The organism is Streptomyces sp. NPDC052040, from assembly GCF_044548405.1.
Lineage (GTDB): Bacteria > Actinomycetota > Actinomycetes > Streptomycetales > Streptomycetaceae > Streptomyces.
Genome location: NZ_JBIUBV010000017.1, coordinates 1 through 25,489 on the forward strand (window position 1 = coordinate 1; position 25,489 = coordinate 25,489).

At 71.7% G+C, this 25,489-nt stretch carries 25 protein-coding genes, 3 tRNA genes and 2 pseudogenes; 8 read left to right on the forward strand and 22 right to left on the reverse strand.

What is annotated here, in order from left to right; translation table 11 throughout:
• Positions 1 to 187 precede the first annotated feature (187 nt).
• Both ACIHAA_RS26555 and ACIHAA_RS26560 read left to right on the forward strand, forming a co-directional pair.
• Positions 188 to 1,225: an adenosine deaminase gene (locus ACIHAA_RS26555; protein ID WP_399821374.1), complete on the forward strand. Its 1,038-nt coding sequence runs from the start codon at positions 188 to 190 to the stop codon at positions 1,223 to 1,225.
• 175 nt (positions 1,226 to 1,400) lie between these two features.
• Positions 1,401 to 1,604 (forward strand): annotated as a pseudogene (locus ACIHAA_RS26560) (NAD(P)H-binding protein); the annotation flags it as partial.
• A 71-nt stretch (positions 1,605 to 1,675) separates the two neighbouring features.
• Here ACIHAA_RS26560 and ACIHAA_RS26565 read toward each other — a convergent pair.
• The 6 genes from ACIHAA_RS26565 to ACIHAA_RS26590 all read right to left on the reverse strand — a co-directional run bounded on the left by ACIHAA_RS26565 (position 1,676) and on the right by ACIHAA_RS26590 (position 4,394).
• A complete protein-coding gene (locus tag ACIHAA_RS26565) occupies positions 1,676 to 2,731 on the reverse strand; it encodes a UDP-N-acetylmuramate dehydrogenase (protein WP_399821376.1) in 1,056 nt (351 codons plus the stop codon).
• 97 nt (positions 2,732 to 2,828) lie between these two features.
• Positions 2,829 to 3,257 carry a MaoC family dehydratase gene (locus tag ACIHAA_RS26570; protein WP_399821378.1) on the reverse strand — a complete coding sequence of 143 codons (429 nt, stop codon included), beginning with the start codon at positions 3,255 to 3,257 and terminating at the stop codon, positions 2,829 to 2,831.
• Positions 3,258 to 3,262: 5 nt separating this feature from the next.
• A complete protein-coding gene (locus ACIHAA_RS26575; protein ID WP_399821380.1) occupies positions 3,263 to 3,718 on the reverse strand; it encodes a MaoC family dehydratase N-terminal domain-containing protein in 456 nt (151 codons plus the stop codon).
• A gap of 231 nt (positions 3,719 to 3,949) precedes the next feature.
• Positions 3,950 to 4,114, reverse strand: a complete 165-nt coding sequence (gene rpmG / locus ACIHAA_RS26580) for a 50S ribosomal protein L33 (RefSeq protein WP_003948671.1) — start codon at positions 4,112 to 4,114, stop codon at positions 3,950 to 3,952.
• Between the two features lie 88 nt (positions 4,115 to 4,202).
• Positions 4,203 to 4,275 (reverse strand) — tRNA-Met (locus tag ACIHAA_RS26585).
• Positions 4,276 to 4,321: 46 nt separating this feature from the next.
• Positions 4,322 to 4,394, reverse strand: a tRNA-Thr gene (locus ACIHAA_RS26590).
• A 210-nt stretch (positions 4,395 to 4,604) separates the two neighbouring features.
• Between ACIHAA_RS26590 and ACIHAA_RS26595 the strand changes: the two genes are divergently transcribed.
• Together ACIHAA_RS26595 and ACIHAA_RS26600 are read left to right on the forward strand one after the other, a co-directional pair.
• The gene (locus ACIHAA_RS26595; protein ID WP_399821382.1) at positions 4,605 to 5,852 is read left to right on the forward strand and encodes an amidohydrolase family protein; all 1,248 of its coding nucleotides are present in this window, start codon (positions 4,605 to 4,607) and stop codon (positions 5,850 to 5,852) included.
• A gap of 257 nt (positions 5,853 to 6,109) precedes the next feature.
• Positions 6,110 to 6,766 (forward strand): SDR family oxidoreductase, encoded by a 657-nt coding sequence (locus tag ACIHAA_RS26600; RefSeq protein WP_399821384.1) that lies wholly within the window; start codon positions 6,110 to 6,112, stop codon positions 6,764 to 6,766.
• A gap of 74 nt (positions 6,767 to 6,840) precedes the next feature.
• Here the strand turns inward: ACIHAA_RS26600 and ACIHAA_RS26605 are convergent, their stop codons facing one another.
• Positions 6,841 to 7,053: a hypothetical protein gene (locus ACIHAA_RS26605; protein ID WP_399821386.1), complete on the reverse strand. Its 213-nt coding sequence runs from the start codon at positions 7,051 to 7,053 to the stop codon at positions 6,841 to 6,843.
• Between the two features lie 207 nt (positions 7,054 to 7,260).
• A tRNA-Tyr gene (locus ACIHAA_RS26610) sits at positions 7,261 to 7,342 on the reverse strand.
• Positions 7,343 to 7,567: 225 nt separating this feature from the next.
• Between ACIHAA_RS26610 and ACIHAA_RS26615 the strand changes: the two genes are divergently transcribed.
• Positions 7,568 to 8,056 carry a YajQ family cyclic di-GMP-binding protein gene (locus tag ACIHAA_RS26615; RefSeq protein ID WP_399821388.1) on the forward strand — a complete coding sequence of 163 codons (489 nt, stop codon included), beginning with the start codon at positions 7,568 to 7,570 and terminating at the stop codon, positions 8,054 to 8,056.
• A 160-nt stretch (positions 8,057 to 8,216) separates the two neighbouring features.
• Here ACIHAA_RS26615 and ACIHAA_RS26620 read toward each other — a convergent pair whose 3' ends face one another.
• From ACIHAA_RS26620 to ACIHAA_RS26685, 14 genes and pseudogenes are all read right to left on the reverse strand, one after another.
• Positions 8,217 to 8,483, reverse strand: coding sequence for a GlsB/YeaQ/YmgE family stress response membrane protein (locus tag ACIHAA_RS26620; RefSeq protein WP_399821390.1), 267 nt, complete (start codon positions 8,481 to 8,483; stop codon positions 8,217 to 8,219).
• Between the two features lie 238 nt (positions 8,484 to 8,721).
• Positions 8,722 to 9,263: pseudogene (locus tag ACIHAA_RS26625) on the reverse strand (SMI1/KNR4 family protein); the annotation flags it as partial.
• A 76-nt stretch (positions 9,264 to 9,339) separates the two neighbouring features.
• A complete protein-coding gene (locus ACIHAA_RS26630) occupies positions 9,340 to 9,732 on the reverse strand; it encodes a YccF domain-containing protein (protein WP_399821392.1) in 393 nt (130 codons plus the stop codon).
• Positions 9,729 to 10,592, reverse strand: coding sequence for a zinc metalloprotease HtpX (gene htpX, locus ACIHAA_RS26635; RefSeq protein ID WP_399821394.1), 864 nt, complete (start codon positions 10,590 to 10,592; stop codon positions 9,729 to 9,731). The genes ACIHAA_RS26630 and htpX overlap by 4 nt, the downstream gene beginning before the upstream one ends.
• 215 nt (positions 10,593 to 10,807) lie before the next feature.
• Positions 10,808 to 12,307: an NADH-quinone oxidoreductase subunit N gene (locus tag ACIHAA_RS26640; protein WP_399821396.1), complete on the reverse strand. Its 1,500-nt coding sequence runs from the start codon at positions 12,305 to 12,307 to the stop codon at positions 10,808 to 10,810.
• The gene (locus ACIHAA_RS26645; protein WP_399821398.1) at positions 12,304 to 13,878 is read right to left on the reverse strand and encodes an NADH-quinone oxidoreductase subunit M; all 1,575 of its coding nucleotides are present in this window, start codon (positions 13,876 to 13,878) and stop codon (positions 12,304 to 12,306) included. The genes ACIHAA_RS26640 and ACIHAA_RS26645 overlap by 4 nt, the downstream gene beginning before the upstream one ends.
• A 6-nt stretch (positions 13,879 to 13,884) precedes the next feature.
• Positions 13,885 to 15,876, reverse strand: a complete 1,992-nt coding sequence (locus tag ACIHAA_RS26650) for an NADH-quinone oxidoreductase subunit L (RefSeq protein WP_399821400.1) — start codon at positions 15,874 to 15,876, stop codon at positions 13,885 to 13,887.
• On the reverse strand, positions 15,873 to 16,232 hold the full coding sequence (nuoK, locus tag ACIHAA_RS26655; protein WP_399821402.1) for an NADH-quinone oxidoreductase subunit NuoK: 360 nt from the start codon (positions 16,230 to 16,232) through the stop codon (positions 15,873 to 15,875). The genes ACIHAA_RS26650 and nuoK overlap by 4 nt, the downstream gene beginning before the upstream one ends.
• Positions 16,232 to 16,864: an NADH-quinone oxidoreductase subunit J gene (locus tag ACIHAA_RS26660; RefSeq protein ID WP_399821404.1), complete on the reverse strand. Its 633-nt coding sequence runs from the start codon at positions 16,862 to 16,864 to the stop codon at positions 16,232 to 16,234. Before ACIHAA_RS26660 ends, nuoK begins: the two co-directional genes overlap by 1 nt.
• The gene (locus ACIHAA_RS26665) at positions 16,861 to 17,445 is read right to left on the reverse strand and encodes a NuoI/complex I 23 kDa subunit family protein (RefSeq protein WP_399821645.1); all 585 of its coding nucleotides are present in this window, start codon (positions 17,443 to 17,445) and stop codon (positions 16,861 to 16,863) included. Before ACIHAA_RS26665 ends, ACIHAA_RS26660 begins: the two co-directional genes overlap by 4 nt.
• Positions 17,446 to 17,504: 59 nt before the next feature.
• Complete coding sequence (locus ACIHAA_RS26670; RefSeq protein ID WP_399821406.1) at positions 17,505 to 18,473, reverse strand: NADH-quinone oxidoreductase subunit H; 969 nt, start codon at positions 18,471 to 18,473, stop codon at positions 17,505 to 17,507.
• On the reverse strand, positions 18,470 to 19,801 hold the full coding sequence (locus ACIHAA_RS26675) for an NADH-quinone oxidoreductase subunit C (protein WP_399821408.1): 1,332 nt from the start codon (positions 19,799 to 19,801) through the stop codon (positions 18,470 to 18,472). The genes ACIHAA_RS26670 and ACIHAA_RS26675 overlap by 4 nt, the downstream gene beginning before the upstream one ends.
• Positions 19,798 to 20,562, reverse strand: a complete 765-nt coding sequence (locus tag ACIHAA_RS26680) for an NADH-quinone oxidoreductase subunit B (RefSeq protein WP_399821410.1) — start codon at positions 20,560 to 20,562, stop codon at positions 19,798 to 19,800. Before ACIHAA_RS26680 ends, ACIHAA_RS26675 begins: the two co-directional genes overlap by 4 nt.
• Positions 20,553 to 20,975 carry an NADH-quinone oxidoreductase subunit A gene (locus ACIHAA_RS26685; RefSeq protein WP_399821648.1) on the reverse strand — a complete coding sequence of 141 codons (423 nt, stop codon included), beginning with the start codon at positions 20,973 to 20,975 and terminating at the stop codon, positions 20,553 to 20,555. The genes ACIHAA_RS26680 and ACIHAA_RS26685 overlap by 10 nt, the downstream gene beginning before the upstream one ends.
• 475 nt (positions 20,976 to 21,450) lie before the next feature.
• Here ACIHAA_RS26685 and ACIHAA_RS26690 point away from each other — a divergent pair, with 475 nt between their 5' ends.
• From ACIHAA_RS26690 to ACIHAA_RS26700, 3 genes are all read left to right on the forward strand, one after another.
• Positions 21,451 to 22,635 carry a sensor histidine kinase gene (locus tag ACIHAA_RS26690; protein WP_399821412.1) on the forward strand — a complete coding sequence of 395 codons (1,185 nt, stop codon included), beginning with the start codon at positions 21,451 to 21,453 and terminating at the stop codon, positions 22,633 to 22,635.
• Between the two features lie 257 nt (positions 22,636 to 22,892).
• On the forward strand, positions 22,893 to 24,245 hold the full coding sequence (locus tag ACIHAA_RS26695; protein ID WP_399821414.1) for a sensor histidine kinase: 1,353 nt from the start codon (positions 22,893 to 22,895) through the stop codon (positions 24,243 to 24,245).
• A 361-nt stretch (positions 24,246 to 24,606) separates the two neighbouring features.
• Positions 24,607 to 25,278 (forward strand): LuxR C-terminal-related transcriptional regulator, encoded by a 672-nt coding sequence (locus tag ACIHAA_RS26700; protein WP_399821416.1) that lies wholly within the window; start codon positions 24,607 to 24,609, stop codon positions 25,276 to 25,278.
• Positions 25,279 to 25,489 lie beyond the last annotated feature (211 nt).

Consider the following 25,489-nt stretch of genomic DNA (forward strand, 5'->3'; position numbering starts at 1 on the left):
GTGGGGGGGGGGGGGCCCCGCGCGCGGCGGGGGGGGGGGGGGGGGGGGGGGGGGGGCCCGGGGGGGGGGGGGGGGGGGGGGGGGGGGGGGGGGGGGCCCCCCCCCCCGCCCCCGTCGTTTGTGCGAGCAAGACCACGTCCGGGGAAACCGCTTCCGGGACGGCCGGGACGTGCGGCAGGATCCTGGGATGGAGCACGTACGTGATGTCTCTCAGCTGCCGAAGGCCCACCTCCACCTCCACTTCACCGGGTCGATGCGGCCCTCCACCCTGCTGGAACTGGCCGACAAACACGGCGTACGGCTGCCCGACGCGCTGACCGGGGCGCTGGTCAGCGGGGAGCCGCCGCGGTTGCGGGCGACGGACGAGCGGGGCTGGTTCCGCTTCCAGCGGCTGTACGACGCGGCCCGCTCGTGCCTGAGGGAGCCGGAGGACATCCAGCGGCTGGTGCGGGAGGCCGCGGAGGAGGATGTGCGGGACGGCTCGGGGTGGCTGGAGATCCAGGTCGATCCCACCTCGTACGCGCCGCGCCTGGGCGGTCTGATCCCGGCGCTGGAGATCATCCTGGACGCGGTGGACTCGGCGATGCGGGAGACCGGGCTCGGGATGCGGGTGCTGGTCGCCGCGAACCGGATGAAGCACCCGCTGGACGCCCGCACCCTGGCGCGCCTGGCGGTGCGGTTCCGCGACCGCGGGGTGGTGGGCTTCGGCCTGTCGAACGACGAACGCCGGGGCATGGCCCGGGACTTCGACCGCGCCTTCGCCATCGCCCGTGAGGGCGGACTGCTCTCCGCCCCGCACGGCGGCGAGCTGACCGGGCCGTCGTCGGTGCGCGACTGCCTGGACGATCTGCACGCCGACCGGGTGGGCCACGGGGTGCGCGCGGCCGAGGACCCGCGCCTGCTGAAGCGGCTGGCGGACCGCGGGGTGACCTGCGAGGTGTGCCCGGCGTCCAATGTCGCCCTGGGCGTCTACGAGAAGCCCGAGGACGTACCCCTGCGAAAGCTGTTCGACGCGGGCGTCCCGATGGCCCTGGGCGCGGACGACCCGCTGCTGTTCGGCTCGCGTCTCGCGGCCCAGTACGAGATCGCCCGCCGCGACCACGGCTTCTCCGACGCGGAACTGGCGGAACTGGCCCGGCAGTCGCTCCGCGCCTCCGCGGCCCCCGAGGACGTACGGGCGCGGCTGCTGGCGGGGGTGGACGCGTGGCTGGGGAGCGGGGGGTGAGGGGGCGCGCGGCGGTGGCGGCCGCGCGGAGGCGGGCCGGGGGCCGTCGCCGAGGACCGTCGCCGGGGGCCGTTGTGTGCCGCCGCCGGTCGGGTGGACACCTGACCATCCATCCGTGATCTGCGACGGAGTACGGGGTGCGGAGGTACTCATGAGCTCACCGTTTTCGGTGGGCCTGACAGTGGTCCGCACCGCTCTGGCGGACCAGGAGGAGGCCCGCGCCGCCGTCCGGGGCCGGGACGCGGTGCTGTCGGGGCTCGGCGCGCGCAGCCGGAAGGACGCCGGGGTCGCCACCCGGCTGACCCGGACGGTGCTGGACGCCATGGCGGCGGAGGGGGCGCGGCGGCTGCTGGTGGTCAGCGCCGCTCCGGTCGGCCCGGAGGTCGGGCTTCAGAGGGTGGAGCTTCGCAGGGTAGGGCTTCGGAAGTCAGCGCTTCGCAGGGTGAGGCTTCACAGGGTCACGCCGACCGTCACCGGTTCGTTGACCAGCGTGACACCGAAGGCCTCGCGGACCCCGGCGACCACCTCGCGGGCCAGGGCCAGCAGGTCCTCGGTGGTGGCGGCGCCCCGGTTGGTGAGCGCCAGCGTGTGCTTGGTGGAGATACGGGCCGGGCCGGTGCCGTATCCCTTGGTGAAGCCCGCCTTGTCGATGAGCCAGGCCGCAGAGGTCTTGGTGTGCCCGTCACCGGCCGGGTAGGCGGGGGGCTCGGTGTCCTCGCCCAGGCGCTGCTTCGCCCGTGCCCGGAAGGCGGCGAACTCCTCGTCGCCGAGGATCGGGTTGGTGAAGAAGGAACCCGCCGACCAGGTGTCGTGGTCCTCGGGGTCCAGCACCATGCCCTTCCCGGCGCGCAGCTTGAGGACGGTCTCGCGGGCGGCGGCCAGCGGCACCCGCTCCCCCGGCGCAACACCGAGGGCGCGGGCCGTCTCGGCGTACTTGACCGGGCCGGACAGCCCCTGGGCGTCCTCCAGCGCGAAACGGACGCGCAGCACCACATAGCGCTCGGGCTCGGCCTTGAAGCGGCTGTGGCGGTAGGAGAACGCGCACTCGGCGTTCGAAAGCGTGACCGTCTCGCGGGCCGTGCGGTCGTAGGCGACCACCTCGGTGATCGTGGCGGAGACCTCCTGGCCGTACGCCCCCACGTTCTGGATCGGGGTGGCGCCCGCGGAGCCGGGGATTCCGGCGAGGCACTCGATCCCGGCGAGTCCGGCCTCCACGGTGTGGGCGACGGCGTCGGTCCACACCTCGCCCGCGGCCAGCTCCAGCGCCGTGCCGTCGAGCGAGAAGCCCTCGGTGGCGATGCGCAGGGCGGTGCCGTCGAAGCCCTTGTCGCCGATGACCAGGTTGGATCCGCCGCCGATCAGCAGCAGCGGGGTGCCGGAGTCGTCGGCCTCGCGGACCGCGTCGATCACCTCGGCGTCGGTGGTCGCGGTGATCAGGCGGGTGGCCGGGCCACCGAGGCGGAAGGTGGTCAGCGGGGCGAGCGGGGCGTCATGGTGTTCCTGCACGCGCCCAAGACTACGAGACACCACCGACAGCCCCGGCACGACCGTGCTCGGGGGCCGACCCCGCACCCATGGACTGATGCGGGGCCGGACAGGGCTCTCAGGCCAGTCGTACGACCGCCCGGGACATGCCGAGGACCTTCTGGCCCGCGCTGGTGGCCGTGAGGTCGACGCGGACGGTTCCGTCGTCGAACTTGGCCGCGACCTTGCCGCTGACCTCGACGACGGCGCCCTGGTCGTCGTTGGGGACGACGACGGGCCGGGTGAAGCGGACCCCGTACTCCAGGACCGCTCCCGGGTCGCCCACCCAGTCGGTCACCACACGGGCCGCCTCGGCCATGGTGAACATGCCGTGTGCGATGACGTCCGGCAGGCCCACCTCCTTGGCGAACTTCTCGTTCCAGTGGATCGGGTTGAAGTCCCCGGAGGCTCCCGCGTACCGCACGAGCGTGGCGCGGGTGACGGGGAAGGTCTGCGCGGGCAGTTCCGTGCCGACCTCGACGGTGTCGTACGCGATCTTCGCGGTCATGGGGGTCACGCCTCCTCTTCCGCCGCGCGGGCGACGAGCTTGGTCCAGGCGGTCACCACATGCTCCCCGGCCTCGTCGTGGACCTCGCCGCGGATGTCGAGAACGTCGTTGCCGGCCAGCGACTTGATCGACTCGATGGTCGAGGTCACGCTCAGCCGGTCCCCGGCGCGCACCGGGCGGGTGTAGGCGAACTTCTGGTCGCCGTGCACGACCCGGCTGTAGTCCAGGCCGAGTTGGGGGTCCTGGACGACCTGACCGGCGGCCCGGTACGTGATCGCGAAGACAAAGGTCGGCGGGGCGATCACATCCGGGTGACCGAGTTCCTTGGCGGCGTCCGGGTCGGTGTAGGCCGGGTTGGCGTCCCCGATCGCCTCCGCGAACTCGCGGATCTTCTCCCGGCCCACCTCGTAGGGGTCGGTGGGCGGGTAGGACCGCCCCACGAAGGACTGGTCGAGCGCCATGGGCTCGGCACCTCCTGGTTGTTCTGCGGTTTCTGGCCTCACGGGGGACGCCGGGGCCGCGGCGGCGGGTTCGCCGTTCGGCCGGCCGGTCCGGCGGCCTGTGGCCGACGGGAGTCACACAACGGCCGGTCCGGCATGCTCGGGTCCCGGTCGGGCGGCCCGCGGCTCCGTGGGCCTCAACGACGTGAGGCCGTCCCCACGAATGGGGACGGCCTCACATACGAGCCTGATTTATCGCGTTTCGCGGTGCGCGGTGTGCGCATTGCAACGCGGGCAGTGCTTCTTCATCTCCAGACGATCCGGGTTGTTACGCCGGTTCTTCTTGGTGATGTAGTTCCGCTCCTTGCACTCCACGCAGGCCAGCGTGATCTTCGGGCGGACGTCGGTGGCAGCCACGTGAGTGCTCCTTGACGAACGGATTGACGGAGGTAATGCAAAAAGAGTAGCCGATCGAAGGACCGACCCCGCAATCGGCTACTATTAGTAGCGGTGACCGGACTTGAACCGGTGACACAGCGATTATGAGCCGCTTGCTCTACCGACTGAGCTACACCGCTGCGATGCGATCGGGCCCCGTCTTGCGACGGGAACCTCTCACATCAGAGCCCCAAAACGGAATCGAACCGTTGACCTTCTCCTTACCATGGAGACGCTCTGCCGACTGAGCTATTGGGGCGAGCGATGAAGACATTACACGGTCGTCCGCCGTTCGCCCAAATCCATTGCACCGGCCCCTCCACGACCCTCCGCAGCGCCCCGGCGGCCAGCACCACACCGGTACGACTATTGCGCTCCTCCCCGCCCCGGCCCGGTCGCCACCCTAGGCTCGACTCACTCTCCGTGATCTTGCCCCCTGGTGCGCAGCCGCCCGAGCCACAGGAGCGCGATGCCCGACAGCCGACCGCAGCCGCCCCACTCCTCGCCGCCGCCGTCGGGACCGGCCGACCCGAATCCGCTGCTGCTCTGCGGAGCGCGGCTCACCGACGGGCGGACGGTGGACGTGCGGCTGGGCGGCGGGCGCATCGAGGCCGTCGGCACCGCGGGCAGCCTCGCGGCGGGAGCGGCGGGCACCCGGGTCGACCTCCGGGGCTATCTGCTGCTGCCGGCTCCCGCCGAGCCCCACGCCCACGGGGACGCCGCCCTGTCCGCGGACGACGACGGGCCGGTCTCGCATCACCCCGAGGAGGTGCAGCGGCGCGCCACCGAGGCCGCGCTGCTCCAGCTCGGGCACGGTGCGACGGCCCTGCGCTCCCATGTGCACATCGGCGACGTCCAGGGTCTTGAGGGGCTGGAGGCGGTGCTCCAGGCGCGGCACTCCCTGAGCGGGCTCGCCGAGCTGACGACGGTGGCGATGCCCCGGGTGCTGACCGGGGCCGCAGGGGCGGACGGGCTGGCGATGCTGCGGGACGCGGTCAAGATGGGCGCCACGGTGGTCGGCGGCTGCCCGGACATGGACCCCGATCCCTCGGGCTATGTGGAGACCGTTCTCGAGCTGGCCTCCGAGTACGGCTGCCCCGTCGACCTGCACACGGACGCCGACGACCCGGCCCGGCTCGCCCGGATCGCGACCATGGCGGGCGGGCTGCGCCCCGGGGTGGCGCTGGGCCCGTGCGGGGGGCTGGCCCGGCTCCCGGAGGGCACGGCCGCCCGCACCGCGGACCTGCTCGCCGCCGCCGGGGTGACGGTGGTCTGCCTGCCCCAGGGCGGCTGCGGCGGCGCCGAGCGGCGCGACACGGCTCCGGTACGGCTGCTGCGGTCGGCCGGGGTGCGGGTGACCGCGGGCAGCGGGTCGCTCAGGGACGTCTCGAACCCGGTGGGGCGGGGGGATCCGCTGGAGGCCGCCTATCTGCTGGCGTCGCGCTACGGGCTCCGCCCCGAGGAGGCCTACGACACGGTGAGCGCCGCCGCCCGGGCCGCGCTCGGGCTGCCGGAGGTGCGGGTGGAGGCGGGCTTCCCGGCGGAGTTGCTCGCCGTGCGCGGCGAGCGGCTGTCGGGGGCCCTGTCGCTCGCCTACAGCCGGATCGTGGTGCACCGGGGCCGCGTGGTCGCCCGCACCAGCGCGGTACGCGAGTACTGCGGCTCGGCGGCAGTGGCCCTGGACCTACCACGCCAGGGCCGGGTCCAGCCTTCCTGAGGACGGGCGGGGGCCGTGCCGCCGGGCTTTCGGATGGGGCGGGGCACCGCGTGGTGCGGCTTGATGCGGCGCTGTGCCTCTGCCGGGCCGTGACCCGGGGCGTCCTGGCGGGACGGCGGGGCCGCGTCCGACGGGACGCGGGAGCGGCGCGGGGCCGTAACAGCCTTCGGGTGTGACGCGGCGGGACGCGAGGGCCCTCCCGGGCCGTTTGGGAGGTCGTGCGGCAGAGGCGCCCCCGCGGGCGTACGGTCGGAAACATGCGCATTGTCATCGCTGGTGGTCATGGTCAGATCGCGTTGCGGCTGGAGCGCCTGCTCGCCGCGCGCGGTGACGAGGTCGCGGGCGTCATCCGCCGGCCGGAACAGGCCGACGATCTGCGGTCGGCGGGTGCCGAACCGATCGTCTGCGACCTGGAGTCGGCGCCGGTGGAGGAGGTCGCGGCACGGCTGGAAGGGGCCGACGCGGCCGTCTTCGCGGCGGGAGCGGGCCCGGGCAGTGGCGCGGAGCGCAAGCACACGGTGGACCGGGATGCGGCGATCAAGTTCGCGGACGCGGCGGAACGTGCGGGCGTACGACGCTTCGTCATCGTCTCCTCGATGGGCGCGGACCCGGAGCACCCCGGCGACGACATCTTCGACGTGTATCTGCGGGCCAAGGGCGAGGCCGACGCCTATGTCCGCGCCCACAAGTCCCTTGACTGGACGGTCCTGCGCCCCGGGGCGCTGACGAACGACGCAGGCAAGGGCCTGGTCCGCCTGGAGGCCCACACCGGCCGCGGCCCGGTCCCGCGCGACGACGTGGCGGCGGTTCTCGCGGAACTCATCGACACCCCCGCGACCACCGGCCTGACCCTGGAACTGATCAGCGGCTCCACGCCCGTGTCGGTCGCGGTGAAGTCCGTGGCGGGCAACTGACGCCTCCCGAGCGGCGGCTGACGGGGCATCGGAAGCGTCGCCGTGCGGCCGCCGTACAGCCGCCGACCGGCAGATCAGAAGAGCGGCAGCTGACCTGGGAACTCCGGTACGACGTACCCGTCCAGCGTGGGCTGGGCGGCATCGGCGTGCGCGAGCCGACGGGACCCGGGGCACGACACCATGGCCCCCTCGGCACGCGCCCCCGGCGGATCATGCCGCGCGAACCGCCCCGCCACAACGGCGATTTCCCGGTGACACTCGGGACAGCTCCTACGACGCGACGACATGCCCCCAAGCCTACGGAACGCGCCCCCACGGCCAGGCACCCGCAACGTCCGGAGAATGCGGAACAGCGGGCCGCTCCGGACGGGAAACCCGGCAGCCGAGGCGAAGCCGCAGACGGCGGACTCTACCCGCCCAAAGCGCCGTACACCTCAACGCAAAGACCCCCTCTGACCTGTGTTTCCACAGGTCAGAGGGGGTCTTCCCCAAAGTGGCGGCGCTAGGATTCGAACCTAGGAAGGCGAAGCCGGCAGATTTACAGTCTGCTCCCTTTGGCCGCTCGGGCACACCGCCAGGGGTTGCCGCCGGGGAGCCGCTTTTCGGCGGTGTTCCTCGGCAACGACGTAAACGATACCTGATGGGTAGGGGTGCTTCGCCACCCGATAGATCGGCGTCCGGAGCGGGGCGGGGTGACTAGGCTTAAGCGGATGCGGCCCGGCGTCGGAACCGGGCCACGCGGCCGCGCTCCCGCACGCCGATACGCACCCCGATCCATCCCGATACAAGGAGCCACAGGACATGGCCGACTCCAGTTTCGACATCGTCTCGAAGGTCGAGCGGCAGGAGGTCGACAACGCCCTCAACCAGGCCGGCAAGGAGATCTCCCAGCGCTACGACTTCAAGAACGTCGGCGCTTCCATCTCCTGGTCCGGCGACAAGATCCTGATGCAGGCCAACTCCGAGGACCGGGTGAAGGCCGTCCTCGACGTCTTCGAGTCGAAGCTGGTCAAGCGCGGGATCTCGCTGAAGTCCCTGGACACCGGCGAGCCGCAGCTCTCCGGCAAGGAGTACAAGATCTTCGCGTCCATTGAGGAGGGCATCTCCCAGGAGAACGCGAAGAAGGTGGCGAAGATCATCCGCGATGAGGGCCCGAAGGGCATCAAGGCGCAGGTCCAGGGCGACGAGCTGCGGGTCACCTCCAAGAGCCGCGACGACCTCCAGGCCGTGATCGCCCTGCTGAAGGGCAAGGACTTCGACTTCGCGCTTCAGTTTGTGAACTACCGCTAGGTCCAGCTGTCCGGCTCTCGGTCCTCCAGGGGGTCGGAAGCCCGGTACGACCAGCCCGGCCGGTCGGGCCGCTACGGCCGGTACGAGAAGGGCGGGCATCCCTGCACGGGGTGCCCGCCCTTCTTCGCTGCCCGGTCGGCCTGCGGCTTCGGGGGCGCGGTCAGCGCCGTGAGTCGCCGAAGAGGACGCGGTAGAGGATCAGCAGCACCAGGGAGCCGCCGATCGCGGCCGCCCAGGTCGGGCCGTCGTAGAAGTGCTTGGCGATCGGGTGGTGCAGCCAGCGGGAGGAGATCCAGCCTCCGATGAACGCGCCCGCGATCCCGATGAGGGTCGTGCCGATGAAGCCGCCGGGGTCCTTGCCCGGCAGCAGAAACTTCGCGATGGCGCCCGCCAACAGTCCCAGAATGATCCAGCCGACGATGCTCATGCCCTGAACCTGCCTCTCCACGCTCTGCCTGTGCTGTGCTCCTGCTCCGGCCAGGCCTTGTGCATGCGTTGGCGTCGCCGCCTGTTGCTGCTGGTCGCGCTGTTCCTGCGGCCGTGTCCGTCACCGGGGAGGACGCCACCGGAGGCGTCCGCGGTTGCGAGTGGCTCGATGCGGTCCGTGGCGCAGCCCGGGGTGCGGCACGGACCCGGTGCGCGGACGGGGCCGCCCATGCCGTCCGTGTGGGGGCGGCCGTGCGTATGCGGAAGTCCGGCCAGGGGACCGGGTCCGGGCTGTCGGGGGACTGTTCATACCAGCCGGTGCCGTCGAGCCAGGCTCGGAGCCACTCCGCGAGGTCCGGGGCGTCCACATACCAGGCGTGGTCTGCGCTGTCCGCGTTCGGCTCGTAGAGCAGGACCGTGCCCTGCGGGCTGTGGCAGTCCACGCAGGCGACATGCCGCAGCCCCAGGGGGATATCGGCAGGACGCCCTCGGGCCAGGGCCACTCGGGGCCCTGACGGGCGCTCTCGCGGTGGGCGAGGTACTGCGGGACGGCGGCCGGTGCGCCGGGCCGGGGGCCTTCGAGCAGGGGCAGCAGACCGTACTCCGGGCCGAAGCCGCCGTCGGCCATCCGTACGTACAACTCGGCGAGCAGCGGCGGCAGGCAGAACCCCAGGGCCTCCTCGGCACGGGCGAGTGCGGCCCTGTCCACGGGGGCGGGAAGCGGGCGGATGCTGCGGGCCTTCTCCGCCACCCGGTCCAGCAACTGCTCGGTCTCGGTCATGGGTTCATGATGCAGGGCGCCTCTGACATGCGGGCGGCCTGTGGAAAACCCCGGCCGCCCGCCCTCTGCGACGTCCTCAGCGTGCCGAGAAGGGCTGGTCCGTGGGCACGATGTCGCGGCCCAGCGGCAGCAGCGAGACCGGGATGAGCTTGAAGTTGGCGATGCCGAACGGAATGCCGATGATCGTGACGCACAGGGCGATGCCCGTGACGATGTGGGCGAGGGCGAGCCACCAGCCCGCCAGGATCAGCCACAGGACGTTGCCGACGCAGGAGGGCGCGCCCGCGTCACGGCGCTCGACGGTGGTGTAGCCGAAGGGCCACAGCGCATAGACGCCGATACGGAAGGCCGCGATACCGAAGGGTATTCCGATGATCGTGATGCACAGCAGCACGCCCGCGAGCAGATAGCCGAGGAACAGCCAGAAGCCGCTCAGCACGAGCCATATGACGTTCAGGATTGTCTTCAACGGTGGCGACCTGCCATCTGTTCGAGCCGGGCAATGCGCTCCGCCATCGGCGGGTGCGTCGAGAACATCTTGGACACTCCCTGGCCCGGGCGGAAGGGGTTCGCGATCATCATGTGGCTCGCGGTCTCGATCCGCGGCTCGGGCGGCAACGGGAGCTGCCTGGTGCCCGCCTCCAGCTTGCGCAGGGCGCTGGCGAGGGCGAGGGGGTCGCCGGTCAGCTGTGCGCCGGAGGCGTCCGCCTCGTACTCCCGGGAGCGGCTGATGGCGAGCTGGATGAGGCTCGCGGCGAGCGGGCCCAGGATCATGATCAGGAGCATGCCCAGCAGACCCGGGCCCTCGTCGTCGTCCGAGCGGCCCACGGGGATCAGCCAGGCGAAGTTCACCAGGAACATGATCACGGAAGCGAGGGCTCCGGCGACCGACGAGATGAGGATGTCCCGGTTGTAGACATGGCTCAGCTCGTGTCCGATCACGCCGCGGAGCTCGCGCTCGTCGAGGATGCGCAGGATGCCCTCGGTGCAGCACACGGCCGCGTTGCGCGGATTGCGGCCCGTCGCGAAGGCGTTCGGCGCCTCCGTCGGCGAGATGTAGAGCCGGGGCATGGGCTGGCGGGCCTGGTTGGACAGCTCTCGGACCATGCGGTAGAGCCCGGGGGCCTCGAATTCGCTCACCGGGCGCGCGCGCATGGCGCGCAGAGCCAGCTTGTCGCTGTTCCAGTACGCGTAGGCATTGGTGCCGAGCGCCACGAGAAGCGCCACGACGAGACCCGTACGCCCGAAGAAGCTGCCGATGAGGATGATGAGCGCGGACAGCCCCCCGAGGAGTACTGCGGTCCTGAGCCCGTTGTGCCGGCGGTGCACGGTACGCCCTCCAAGTGGTGCGGCAGGGGAACCCTTTGTCTGCTTGTCTGCGGATGCTGCTGACTCCACCTCTCAGTGGACCCTCCCGTACTGGTCAACGCCAGGCGGGGAGCGCAAGTTCCCTTGTGCGGGCACCGGGGCGCGTAGGCCGTCCGGGTGACACGGTGGCCTCCCCGCGCGGGCCTGGTGTGGGGCGCCCGCGCGAGGGGCGGCGGTCAGAAGAGGGCGGCGGCCGAGAAGCGGAGCACCAGCTGCGGCGCTCCGGACAGGACGATGCCCAGGACGGCGGTCAGGGCGAGGGCCGCCGTGAGCGGGGCCGGGACGCGGTGCTTCTCGGGCTCGGCCTCGGGGGCGCGGAAGAGCAGGGCCGTCCACTGGAGGTAGTAGAAGAGCGCGATCACCACATTGACGGCCATGACCACGGCGAGCCAGCCCAGCCCGGCGTCGACGGCCGCGGAGAACACGGTGACCTTCGCGAAGAGACCGATGATGCCCGGCGGCAGACCGGCCAGGCAGAGCAGGAAGAACGCCAGCAGCAGCGCGGCGAGGGGGTGGGAGGCGTACAGGCCGCGGTAGTCGGCGAGCCGGTTCAGGGGCTTTCTGCGGCCCACGAGCGCGGCCACGGCGAAGGCGCCGAGGTTCACCGCCCCGTACATCAGTGCGTACGCGATGGTGGAGCCGACCGCCTTCTGGGCGTCCTTGGAATAGGCGGCCGCCGCGATCGGCACCAGGAGGTATCCGGCCTGGCCGACGGAGGACCAGGCGAGCAGGCGTACGGCGCTGTGCGCGCGCCCGGCCTGCTGGCGCAGGGCACCGACGTTGCCCACGGTCATGGTGAGGGCGGCCAGGGCGGCGAGCGCCGGTCCCCAGACGTCGGAGTACGACGGAACGGCCACCACGGTGACGAGGATCAGGCCGGTGAAGCCGACCGCCTTGCCGACGACCGACAGATAGGCGGCGACCGGCAGGGGCGCGCCCGCATAGGTGTCGGGGACCCAGAAGTGGAACGGTACGGCGGCCGTCTTGAAGGCGAAGCCGACCAGGGTGAGGACGACTCCTGCCTGGGTGAGGGTGTGCAGCTGGCCGTCCACGTGCTGGATCCGGTCGGCGATCCGGACGAGGTACAGGCTGCCGGTGGAGGCGTAGACGAAGCTGATGCCCATGAGGCTCACCGCGGTCGCGGTGACGGACGACAGGAAGAACTTCAGGGCCGCTTCGGAGGATTTCCGATCGCCGTACCGGATGCCGACGAGCGCGAACGCGGGCAGGGAGGCGACCTCCAGGGCGACGATCAGGGTCGCCAGGTCGCGGGAGGCGGGCAGCAGGGCGGCTCCGGCCGCGGAGGAGAGGAGCAGGAACCAGAACTCCCCCTCGGGGATCTCCTCGCGGGCGTCCTTCAGGGAGGTGACGGACAGCAGGGCCGCGAGGAGGGCGCCGACGAGGACGAGCAACTGGACGACGAGGGTGAAACGGTCCGCCGTGTAGCTGCACAGGCGCGGGTCCCCGGTCAGGCAGAAGGTGGCGCGGTCGCCGTCCAGGAGGGGCAGCAGCATGAGCGTGGCGGCGGCGAGCCCGGCGACCGAGACCCAGCCGAGGAGGGCCTTGCCGCGCTCGCCGGTGAAGAGGTCGGCGACGAGGACGCCGAGCCCGACGACCGCCGTGATGGTGGGCGGTGCGACGGCCAGCCAGTCGACGGACTGGACGAGGGAGCTCATCGGGTGCCTCCTGCGAGGAGCTGCTGCACGGCCGGGTCGGTCAGGCCGAGCAGGGCCCTGGGCCACAGGCCGGCGGCGACGGTGAGGACGACGAGCGGCGTCCAGGACGCGAATTCGTACGTGTGGACGTCGGCGAGGCGCGGGGTCTCCTGCGTCACGGCGCCCATGCAGACCCGCCGCACCACCACGAGCATGTACGCGGCGGTGAGCAGGGTGCCGAAGGCGGCGACCGACATGAAGGTGAGGTAGGCCGGGCGGCTGAGGTCGGCGGCAGGCCTGAAAGCCCCGAACATGGCGAGCATCTCGCCCCAGAACCCGGCCAGGCCGGGCAGTCCGAGCGAGGCCACGGCCGCGAAGGCGAGCAGACCGCCGAGGCGGGGGGCCTTGGCGTAGAGGGCGGCGCCGGTCTCCTCGGCGAGGGTGTCGAGGTCGGTGGTGCCGGTACGGTCCTTCAGCGCCCCGACGAGGAAGAAGAGCAGGCCGGTGATGAGGCCGTGGGCGATGTTGGCGAAGAGGGCGCCGTTCACTCCGGTCGGGGTGGCCGTCGCGATGCCGAGCAGCACGAAGCCCATGTGTCCGACGGAGGAGTAGGCGATGAGCCGCTTCAGGTCGCCCTTGGCGCCCCGTTTGGCGAGGGCGAGACAGGCCAGGGAGCCGTAGATGATCCCTACGACGGCGAAGGCCGCGAGGTAGGGCGCGAAGGTGTGGAATCCGTGCGGCGCGACCGGCAGCAGGATGCGGACAAAACCGTAGGTGCCCATTTTCAGCAGCACTCCGGCCAGCAGGACGGAGCCGACGGTGGGTGCCGAGGTGTGGGCGTCGGGCAGCCAGCTGTGCAGCGGCCACATCGGGGCCTTGACCGCGAGCCCGATCCCGATCGCCAGAACGGCGATGACCTGCACGGATGCAGTGAGTGACCGGCCGTTGTCAGTGGCGAGTGCCACCATGTCGAAAGTGCCTGCCTTGAGTCCGATCAGGAGCAGGCCCAGCAGCATGACGACGGAGCCGAGCAGCGTGAAGAGGATGAACCGCCACGCGGCCCGGGTCCGCCCCTCACCGCCCCAGCGGGCGATCAGGAAGTACATCGGGACGAGGACCGTCTCGAAGGCGAGGAAGAACAGCAGCAGGTCGAGGACGGCGAAGCTGGCGAGGGTGCCGGACTCGAGGACGAGCAGCAGGGCGACAAAGGCCTTCGGGGACGGTCCCGCAGGCGGCTTGAAGTACGAGTAGAGCGCGCAGAGGAAGGTCAGCAGCGCGGTCAGGACCAGAAGGGGGAGCGAGATGCCGTCGATGCCGAGGTGGATCCGCACATCGAGTGCCGGGATCCAGCTGATGTCGGTCGTGGCCTGCATCTTCGACGGGTGGTCGTGGTCGAAGCCGAGCGCGAGGGCGATCGCGGCGATGAGGACGGCGCCGGTGACGGTGACCCCGTGCCGCAGCACGGCCTGTTCCGGTGACGTTCCTTTCAGTCCGGGCGGGGCGGGCAGCAGGGCGGCGAGCGCACCGATGAGCGGCACGACGACGATGAATGCCAGAAGGAACTGCATCACGGACTCGCTGATATCGATCACGTCTGCTCACACTCCCGTGGCGACGAGGAGGGCGGCCACCGTCAGGACGACGGTGCCGGCGAGCAGCGCGCTCACATAGGTCTGCACATTGCCGGTCTGGGCTCGGCGCACGGCCGCACCGAAGAGGCGCGGCACGGCGCCCGCGCCGAGCACATAGGTCTCGACGACCTCGCGGTCCAGGAACCTGACGAGGGCGGCCGCGGCCGCGACCGGGCGGACGAAGAGCGTCTCGTACAGGGCGTCCAGGTGGAATCCGACGGCCGCGTGGCGGTGCAGCGGGCCGAGCAGGAGACGGCCCGGGTCCGCCGGGTCGGGCGCGTAGGCGACGCTTCCGTACGCGGCTGCGTGGGTGGCGATCGCTTCGGCTTCCACCAGTCCGGCGTCCGCCTCGGGATGCGCCGCGACCGCGCCCAGCGGTACGCGGGCCGCCAGGGCGGTGGTGTGCCGCCAGGCCCCGTAGGTCACGAGCACTCCGGCCAGGGCGAGTCCCGTGCCGAGGACGGAGGTGGTGAGCGCCGGGGTGAGGGAGCGTCCGTCGAACCAGCCGGGCAGTTCCCTGTAGGCGAGGCCGAAGGCGAGCGAAGGGACGGCGAGCACCCAGAGCACGGCGTTCATGGAGAGGGGCTGCCTGCCGTGGTCGGGTGCCTCGGGGCCGTGGCCGCGGAAGGCGAGCAGCCACAGGCGGGTCGCATAGGCGGCGGTCAGCAGGGCGGTGACCAGACCGGAGACGAGGACGATCCAGCCCGCGGCACCGGGCGCGTGGCCGGTGTGGCCGGTGGCGGTGTGCTCGGCGGCACCGAGGACGGACTCCTTGGAGAAGAAGCCCGCGAACGGCGGGATCGCGGCGAGCGACAGCAGCGCCACGGTCATCGTCCAGTAGGCGTCGGGGACGCGGGCCCGCAGGTCCTTCATCCGGGACATGGCGGCCAGCGAGTTGGTGCCCGCGGCGTGGATGAGCACGCCCGCGGCGAGGAACAGCAGTGCCTTGAAGGCGCCGTGCGCCAGGAGGTGGAAGACGGCGGCTCCGCGGTCGCCGACGGCGAGGGCACCGGTCATATAGCCGAGCTGGCCGATCGTCGAGTAGGCGAGGACGCGCTTGATGTCGTCCTGGGCGAGCGCGGCGAGTGCCGACCCGGCCATCGTCACGGCGGCCATCACGGCGAGCACCACCATCGCGGCCGAGGAGGCCTCGAACACCGGGAGGAGACGGGCGACGAAGTAGACACCGGCGGCGACCATGGTCGCCGCGTGGATCAGCGCGGAGACGGGGGTGGGGCCCGCCATAGCGTCGGGGAGCCAGGTGTGCAGCGGGAACTGCGCCGACTTGCCCGCCACTCCGGCCAGGAGCAGCAGGGCGATCAGGGTGGGGTGGTGCAGTCCGCCGCTCGCCGTGGTGCCGAGGATCCGGGTGATGCGGAAGGACCCGGCGTCGGTGCCGAGCGCGAACAGCCCGATGAGGAAGGGGACGTCGCCCAGTTTGGTGACGAGGAAGGCCTTGAGGGAGGCGGCGCGGGCCTCCGGGGTCTCCCAGTAGTGGCCGACCAGGAAGTAGGAGCAGATGCCCATGACTTCCCAGCCCACCAGCAGCACGATCAGGTCGCCCGAGTAGACGACCAGGAGCATCGCGGAGGTGAAGAGGGAGACGAGAGCGGCGTACGAGGGGTAGCGCGGGTCGTCGCGCAGATAGCCCGTCGAGTAGATCTGCACACCAGTGGCGACCACGCCGACCAGGACGGCGACGAGGGCGGCGAAACCGTCGATGTGCAGGGCGAGTTCGACGGGGACCGAGCCGGTGGGTGTCAGCTCGGTGGCGGAGTCGACGGCCGGACCGCCGCCCTGGCGCGCGGCCACCAGCACGGCCAGCGCAAGGGAGACGAGGGTGGGCAGCACCGCGAGGGGGCGGACGAATCCGGGTGCCGTACGGCCGAGCAGCAGTCCGGCCGCGGCACCGAGGAACGGGAGAAGGGGGACGAGGACGGCGAGGGTGGTCGTGGTCACGCGGTGGCCTCAGCCTTCTCGGCCGCGGGGGTGTCGTGGCCCTCGGCGGTGTCGCGGAGCCGGTCGATGTCCGAGGTGCCGCGGTTGCGGTAGACGGCGAGGACGATCGCCAGGCCGATGCCGATCTCGGCGGCGGCGATGGCGATGGTGAACAGGGTCAGGGCCTGGCCGGAGTGCAGCGTGTCGCGGGCGGTCCGGCTCAGCCAGACGTCGAAGGCGACCAGGTTGAGGTTGACGGCGTTGAGCATCAGCTCGACCGACATCAGGACGAGGATCGCGTTGCGGCGGGCGAGGACGCCGTAGAGGCCGGTGCAGAACAGGAGGGCGGAGAGTACGGCGGGATAGGCGAGGTGCATCAGCGGACGCCTTCCTTCTCGCTCCGGCCGGCGGGGACGGCCGGGGTGTCCGCGGTACCGGCCGCCGCGTCCGCCTTGGCCTTGCGGGACAGGACGATCGCGCCGACCAGGGCGGCGAGAAGGAGGACGGAGAGGGCCTCGAAGGGGAGGACCCAGTTCTGGAAGAGGCTGGCGCCCGTGACCTTGGTGGAGCCGGAGGCGGCGCCGCCGAGGTCGATCCAGGTCGACCGGAAGGCGTCGGTCACCACCCACACGAGTGCGGCAGCGGCGGCGACGGCCACGGTGAGGGCGGCCCAGCGGTTGCCGGAGTCGGCGTCCGGGGAACGGCCGATGGGCGCCCTGGTGAGCATCAGACCGAACAGCAGGAGGACGACGACGGAACCGACATAGATGAGGACCTGCACCCAGGCGATGAACTCGGCGGTGAGCAGGAGGTATTCGACGGCGAGCCCGCCGAGGGCCACCACCAGCCACAGGGCGGCGTGCACCAGCTGCCGGGTGGTGACGGTGACCAGCCCGGCGCCGAAGGTGACCAGGCCGACGAGGAGGAAGGCGACCTCCACGCCGGTCGGGGTGAGGAAGCCGTGCGTGGGGGCGGCCGCCGCGGCCGCCGCGGCGGAGACGAGGCTCACGACGCTCCTTCCTGCGGGTCGGCGGGGGCGCCGGGACCGGCGGGTTCTGTCGGCTCCGCCTGGGCGGCGGCCAGCTTCTCGGCGCTCTTGCGGGCGGCGGCGATCTCCTTGGGCTCCTCGGCACCGGGGTCGAGGGCGGGCGGGGCCGGCACGGTCCACATCCACTCGCGGAGCTTGTCGCGCTCGTGGGTGAGTTCGCGGATGTCGGTCTCGGCGTATTCGAACTCCGGGGACCAGAACAGGGCGTCGAAGGGGCAGACCTCGATGCAGATACCGCAGTACATGCAGAGGGAGAAGTCGATGGCGAAGCGGTCGAGGACATTGCGGCTGCGCTCGCGGCCGCCGGGGGCGGCGGCCGGGACCGTCTCCTTGTGGGAGTCGATGTAGATGCACCAGTCCGGGCACTCGCGGGCGCACAGCATGCAGACGGTGCAGTTCTCCTCGAACAGACCGATGACACCGCGGCTGCGGGGCGGCAGGGCGGGCTGGGCCTCCGGGTACTGCTCGGTGACGGACTTCCTCGTCATGGTGCGCAGGGTGACGGCCAGTCCCTTGGCGAGGCCGGAACCGGGGAACGACATCCGGGGCCTTTCGGGGGGCGTCGTCGAGGAGCGGTGGTCGGACGGGGTGCGGGACATGGTTAGGAGATCACCACCTTGACGATGCCGGTGAGGGCGATCTGGGCGAGGGAGAGGGGGACGAGGAGGGTCCAGGAGAACTTCTGGAGCTGGTCCTCACGCAGACGCGGGTAGGTGACGCGCAGCCAGATGACCACGAACGCGAGGATCGCGGTCTTCAGCAGGGTCCAGAGCCAGCCGAGGCCGTCGGCACCCCATGGGCCGTGCCAGCCGCCCAGGAAGAGAACGGTGGTCAGCCCGCACAGCACGACGATTCCGGCGTACTCGGCGAGCAGGAACAGGGCGAAACGGAGACCCGTGTACTCGGTGTACGCGCCGAAGATGATCTCCGAGTCGGCCACGGGCATGTCGAAGGGCGGCCGCTGAAGCTCCGCGAGGCCCGCGACGAAGAAGACGAAGGCCCCGACGATCTGCCAGGGCACCCACCACCACGCGAAGGCGTCGAGGATGCCGGGCAGGGAGACGGTGCCCGCCGCCATGGCCACCGAGGCGGCGGCGAGCAGCATGGGGAGTTCGTAGGAGAGGAGCTGTGCGGCGGTGCGGAGGCCGCCGAGGAGGGAGAACTTGTTCGCGGAGGCCCAGCCGGCCATCAGCGAGCCGAGGACACCGACGCCCATGACGGCCAGCACGAAGAAGATCCCGGCGTCGACGACCTGTCCGACCGCGCCCTCGCCGGGCCCGATCGGGATGGCCAGCAGCACAAGGAGGTAGGGCAGCAGGGCGACGGCCGGGGCCAGTTGGAAGATGCGGCGGTCGGCACCCGCCGGCACCACGTCTTCCTTCTGGGCGAACTTCACACCGTCGGCGACGAGCTGGGCCCAGCCGTGGAAGCCGCCCGCGTACATGGGGCCGAGGCGGCCCTGCATATGAGCCATGACCTTGTGCTCGGTCTGCCCGACGATCAGGGGGAAGGTCAGGAAGACGACGAACACGACGAGGAGCCGCAGAGCGACGTCGAAAGCGCCGTTCACTGCGTGCCTCCGGTGGGGTCGTCGGGGGTGGGGTCTTCGGGGGCGGGATCTTCTTCGGGGGTGGGTTCGCCGGGGGTGGGTTCTTGGGAGGCAGGGTCGTGGGGGGCGGGGTCGTTTTGAGTGGTTTCTTCGCCGGGGTGGGGTTGCTTGTCGGGGGCTCCTGCCTCCGGTGCGGACTCGGGCTTCGCCGGGCGCGCGGGATCGTCGAAGGCCGGGCGGGCGTGGTGCCACGGGGCGTCCGCGCTGTGCGGGGCGGTGGGGGGTTTGCGGTCCGCACCGGTATCGGCGTCATCAGCGGCCGCCGGGGCAGCCGCCCGCTGGGAGGCAGAGCCTCCCGAGGCACTGCGCGACCGACGGGCACCGGACGGAGAAGCAGTGGAGTCAGGAGATGGAGCGGAATCGGTGGGTGAGGAGGAAACGGTGGGTGAGGAGGACTCGGTGGGCGAAGAGGGGTCCGGAGGACCAGCCGTTGCGCCGTCGTCGCTCCCCGCGCGCTGCGAAGCCGAGCCCTGCGAGGCGCTCCGGGCGCGGCGCGGGCCTGCCGGGGCCGCGGATGACGTGTCGGCCTCCGCCCCGCGCTGCGAGGCCGAGCCCTCCGAGACAGTGCGGGCACGGCGCGGCGCGGGTGCGGCCTCCGTCGCTTCGGCGGCTGCCGGGGCCTGGCTCGCTGAGCCCTCGGCCGCCGCGCGGGTGCGTCGCACCGGGCGTTCGCCCGCCGCGCGGCCCGCGCCTCGGGCCGGGCGGGCGGGAGCCGGGGGCAGCTGCCCCTTGAGGGGCCCCCACTCATTGGGGTCGGGCACGCCCGGGGGGAGCATCTGGCGGCGCTTGGGGCCGCCGTGGTCGGACTCGCCCGGTTCCTTGGCGCCGGGCCAGGCCTTGGCGACCCGGGCCGCGAGGACGAAGTCCTTGCGCAGGGGGTGGCCCTCGAAGCCCTCGGGGAGCAGCAGATGGTCCAGCGCCGGGTGACCCTCGAACGTGATGCCGAACATCTCGTGGGTCTCGCGTTCGTGCCAGGCGGCCCCCGCGTAGATCTCCACGGCCGAGGCAAGAGCGGGAGTCCCGTGGGGGACCGTGGTCCGCACCAGGAGGCGGCGGACCGGGGCAAGGGCCACCACATGCGCCGAGACCCGCAGTCCGGTGCCCGGTTCGTCGACCGCGCTCAGCCAGTCGAAATAGGTGCAGCCCAGCTCGTCGCGGGCGGTCCGGAGCGCTTCCGTCCAGTTCGCGGGCGGAACGTCGACCGTCAGGACCTCGTAGGACTCCTCGGCCGTGGCCTCCGGTCCGAAGAGGTCCTCGACGGATACGGGCAGCCAGCCGACGGCGGTCATCGCCCCTCCCCGGAACCCGCATCCGAACCCGTATCCGAGCCCACATCCGCACCGGAGCCCGAGCCCGTGTCCGAGCGCCCCTCCGCGTCCGGGCCCGTATTCGAGCCCGCGCCCGGCCCCCCGGCCGTTCCCGAACCCGGAACCGGCGATGCCGACGGCGGCTGCACCAGCCCGCTCTGCAAAGCCGCGGCGGACGGGCGCGCGGTGCCGTACCGCTCCCCCAGCGACTCGCGGGCGATCTTCTCCTGGAGCTTGAGGATGCCCTGGAGCAGCGCCTCCGGGCGCGGCGGGCAGCCGGGGACATAGACGTCCACCGGGATGATCTGGTCGACGCCCTTGGTGACCGAGTACGAGTCCCAGTAGGGGCCGCCGCAGTTGGAGCAGGCGCCGAAGGAGATGACGTACTTCGGCTCGGGCATCTGCTCGTACAGGCGTTTGACCGCAGGAGCCATCTTGTCCGTGACCGTGCCCGAGACCACCATCAGGTCGGCCTGGCGCGGCCCCGGCGCGAAGGGGATCACCCCGAGGCGGATGAAGTCGTGCCGGGCCATCGACGCGGCGATGAACTCGATCGCGCAGCAGGCGAGGCCGAAGTTGAAGACCCACAGCGAGTAGCGGCGGCCCCAGTTCAGGACCACCTTCATCGGCTCGGGGGCGAGTCGGGCGAGCGCGCCGAGCCGCTTCGGCTCGGGCAGCAGCACCGACTCGGGTGCCACCGCGGCCGGGAGCGCGGCGGAGTCGGGCGAGGGGTTCACGTCCATGCCAGGACGCCCTTCTTGTATGCGTACAGCAGGCCAACGGCCAGGAAGCCGAGGAAGATGAACATCTCCACGAGCGTCGCCGCGCCGTAGCCGGGGGCGGCGAAGACCGTCGCCCAGGGGAAGAGGAAGATCGAGTCGACCGCGAAGATCACATAGAGGAACGCATAGACGTAGTAGCGGACCTGTGTGTGGGCCCAGCCCTCACCGACGGGGTCGACGCCGCACTCGTACGTCAGGAGCTTCTCCGGGGTGGGCACGACGGGCCGCAGCAGACGTCCCGCCCCGAAGGCGACGGCAACGAAGAGGACACCGATGACGGCGAGCAGCCCGACGACGGAGTACGACTGGAAGTAGCCCGCCGCGACGACGTTCCCCGCATGTCCGGCAGTCCCCGCGCTCCCGGTCTCCGCCATGACGGCAACGGCGGTCGGATCCGGCACGTCAGCCCCTCACTCCCTGACCTCGTGACCCTGATGGACCTTGTGTTCGACGATCTGTACGCACGGGAGTCTAGGCCCTGCTAAAGAGAGCGTAAGCAGACCGTCGCCCCTTGGGATGCGCCGGTCCCGCCCGTGCGCTTCGATCACGTACCCATGGTGCGACTCCGTGCACGGATCGGGCACGGCCGCGCTCGGGCGCCGCACGCCCCCCGCAATGCATCCCTACGCCCCTGTGGTGCACCTCGAACATCCCTGGAAGCAAGCCCGGGACCGCTGGAACGGGCCCGGGACCGGCGGAACGGGCCGGGGCCGCTGGAACAGGCCCCGGCGCTGCCCGTGGTGGGGTTTCCCCCACCGCAGCGCGGCGGACCGCCTCATGGTGTGGAGGCGGTCGGCACGGCAGGCTGAACGACATGACCGAACGAGGCCGGCAGATATGACCGAAGGCATGACGATCCACGGCTCCCAGGACGGCGACGGACATCCGCCGCCCCCGCGCTTCGCCCTGGACAGGCACACCCTGCGGGAAGTCGCACATCTGCTCCTGAACCTGCCGATGTCGCTGGTGGGATTCGTCTACGTGGTGGTGGTGCTGTCCACGGGTGCCGGGCTGACGGTGACCGTGATCGGCCTGCCGCTGCTGGCGGCCGGGCTGGTGGGCGGGCGGCAGCTCGGCAAGCTGGAGCGGGCCCGGGCCAGGGTGCTGCTCGGGATGCAGGTGGACGAGCCGACGCCGCTGCCGCTGCTCCGGAGCGGCGGACTGTTCCAGCGTCTGTGGATGGCGCTGAAGGATCCCGTCGGCTGGCGGACGATGCTGTACGGCTTCATACGGCTGCCCTGGGGGATCCTGACCTTCACGGTGACGCTGGTGTCCCTGTTCGTGCTGTGGCCGGTCCTGCCGTTCCTGGCACGCGGGATGGCGAACGTGGACCGGGCGATGGTGCGGGGCCTGCTGTCCCCCTCCGACGAGTTGGAGCGACGCATCGCCGAGCTGGAGTCCGACCGCGGGGTGGTCGTGGACACGGCGGCCGCCGATCTGCGGCGTATCGAGCGGGATCTGCACGACGGGGCGCAGGCACGGCTGGTGCATCTGGCGATGGGGCTCGGACTGGCAAAGGAGAAGCTGCTGGAGGACCCCGACACAGCGGCGGCGATGGTCGAGGAGGCGCACGGCGAGGTGAAGCTGGCGCTCCAGGAGCTGCGGGACCTGGCGCGGGGCATCCACCCCGCGGTGCTGACCGACCGGGGCCTGGACGCGGCGCTGTCCTCGGTCGCGGCACGGTGCACGGTGCCGGTGAAGGTGAGCGTGGACCTGGACACCAGACCGGCGGCGGCGATCGAGGGCATCGCCTACTTCACGGTCTCCGAGCTGCTTCAGAACGTCAGTAAGCACAGTGCGGCGAAGTCGGCCTCCGTCGATGTGTGGCGGTCCGAGCAGCGGCTGCTGATACAGGTGTGGGACGACGGCCGCGGTGGTGCCCGCCTGGACCGCGGCACGGGCATGGCAGGGCTGGCGGACCGGCTGGGCGCGGTGGACGGCCTGTTCGTCGTGGAGTCGCCGACGGGCGGCCCCACCACGGTCACGGCGGAGCTGCCCTGGCGGAACCGCGGGGACGAGGGGCACCGCCGGTAGGCGGCCACCCGGAGATTCCGGGGCGGGAAGCGGCTGCACGCGGGCGCGTGTGCGGCCGCTTCCGCGTACCCGGCCCTGTTCCGGCTCGCTGCGGAGCGACGTCCCGGAGCACGGGGGTGGGGAAAACCCCCGCCCCAACAGGCCGACGCGCTCCATGGTCCCGGGAGCACGGGACCGGGAGGGTGGACCTATGAACCCGGAGAGGGCCGAGCGCCCGACCGCGCCGGGGCGGACGACGAGGAGAACGGACGACACCGATGGCCACGCAGTACAGGCAGGGGTACGGAGAGTGGGACGCCCCGGGATCCCGGGACGGCGAACAGCGGGGGCACCGGCTTCCTGCGGTGCTGCGCGCACCACTGGAGGGACGCAGCTGGGGTGAGCTGTGCTATCTGCTGCTGAGCCTGCCCCTCGGGATCCTGATGTTCGTCTACGGCGTCACCATGCTCTCGCTCGGCGCCGGCATGCTGGTGACCTTCCTGGGGATACCGATCCTCGCGGGGGCGCTCGCCGGATGCCGCGGCTTCGGGGCGCTGGAGCGGGCCCGGGCACGCGGGCTGCTGGGCCTGGAGGTGGCCGACCCCGAGCCGTTGACGGTGAAGCGGCAGGGGCCGATGGCCTGGGTCGGGGCGATGCTCAGGAGCGGGACCTCTTGGCGGCATCTGCTGTACGCGGTGATCCAGTTCCCGTGGGCGGTCTTCTCGTTCGCCGTGGGCCTCCCCTTCTGGATCTGCGGCTGGACACTGCTCACCTATCCACTGTGGTTCTGGGTGTTCCCCGCGTACGCCGGTCAGGGCGGGATCCAGCTCTACGGCGACGCGACACACCGCGTCTACCTCGACACCCCGTTCGAGATCGCGGTCACCGCGGCGGCCGGGCTGCTGCTCACGCTGGCCACACCCTGGATCATCCGGGGGCTGACGACCGTGCACGGGCTGCTGGTGGAGGGGCTTCTCGGCCCGTCGCGGCTGGCTACCCGGGTGGTGGAGCTGGAGTCGGACCGCGGGGTGGTGGTCGACACGGCGGCGGCCGACCTCCAGCGCATCGAGCGGGATCTGCACGACGGGGCGCAGGCCCGGCTGGTGGCCCTGGCCATGGACCTGGGGCTGGCCAAGGAGAAGCTGACGCAGGATCCCCAGGCGGCGGCACGGATGGTGGAGGAGGCACACGGCGAGGTCAAGACGGCGCTTCAGGAGCTGCGGGACCTGGCACGGGGGATCCATCCGGCGGTACTGACGGACCGAGGCCTGGACGCGGCACTGTCGGCGGTGGCCTCCCGGTGCACCGTGCCGGTACGGGTGGAGGTGGACCTGCCGGCGCGCCCGGCACCGGCGATAGAGGGGATCGCCTACTTCACCGTGTCGGAGCTGCTTCAGAACGTCAGCAAGCACAGCCGGGCGACGTCGGCCTCCGTGGACGTATGGCGCAGTGAGGACCGGCTGCTGCTCCAGGTGACGGACGACGGGCGGGGAGGCGCGGTGGCCTCGGGAGGTTCGGGGCTGGCCGGGCTGGCGGAGCGCCTCGGCGCGGTGGACGGAATCCTGCTGGTGGACTCGCCGCCCGGCGGCCCCACCCGCATCACCGCCGAACTGCCCTGGCGAACGCCCTGACCGACCGCCACAGACCCCCGGCCAACGGCCACCGGCCCCCGACCACCGGCCTCCCCTCCCAAACGGACCCCCCGCGGCCGCTCCACCCGCGCGGCCGAAGGACCCGCACCTCCAAAGAGCCTCCCCCCGGACACCCCCGCCCCGGACACCCCCACCCCCTCGCACCCCAACCCCTCACACCCCCGCCCCCGCGTCGAATCGCCCCTCAACACGGCCGTGGAAGGCTTTTCCACAGGCCCCCTATGGAAGTGTGGATCGCGCGATACTGACTGCCGAGGACGGGCCGGGCGGCAGGCGCCCGGGACACCGCCGGTCGCGCGGACGCACGGCCGAAGACGAGGGGCACGGGGGGCCGAGGATCGTGGAGGACAGGGTGCGGGTGGTCATCGCCGAGGATTCAGTGCTGCTCAGGGAGGGCCTGACCCGGCTGCTGACCGACCGCGGGCATGATGTCGTCGCCGGTGTCGGGGACGGGGAAGCGCTGATCAAGACCATCACCGAGTTGGCGGACAGCGGCGAGCTGCCCGATGTGGTGGTGGCCGATGTACGGATGCCGCCGACCCATACGGACGAGGGCGTCCGGGCCGCGGTCCGGCTGCGCAAGGCGCATCCCGGGCTCGGGGTGCTGGTGCTGTCGCAGTACGTCGAGGAGCGGTACGCCACCGAACTGCTGGCCGATTCCAGCCGGGGCGTGGGCTATCTGCTCAAGGACCGGGTGGCCGAGGTGCGTGAGTTCGTGGACGCCGTGGTCCGGGTGGCCCAGGGGGGTACGGCGCTGGACCCGGAGGTGGTCGCGCAGCTGCTCGGGCGCAGCCGCAAGCAGGACGTGCTCGCCGCGCTCACCCCGCGCGAGCGTGAGGTCCTGGGACTGATGGCCGAGGGGCGGACGAACTCCGCGATCGCCCGCCAGCTCGTCGTGAGCGACGGCGCGGTGGAGAAGCACGTCAGCAATATCTTCCAGAAGCTGGGCCTGTCGCAGAGCGACGGGGATCACCGGCGTGTTCTGGCCGTGCTCACCTACCTCAACTCCTGATCGGCCGACACTGTGTCAGGCGACAGCACCCGTGCGCGCCGGTCCGACGCCCTCCGGGGCCGGACCGGGCACCGGCGCGGTCCGGCCGCTATACCCCCGAAGGACCAGCACCAAAGGATGAACAGGGAGCGTCTGAGAAAGCAGCGCCGGGAGGCGGATAAATCATGGGAAATCAGGGCGGCGGGCTGTCCTGCGGTGGTGTTCCTCGTAC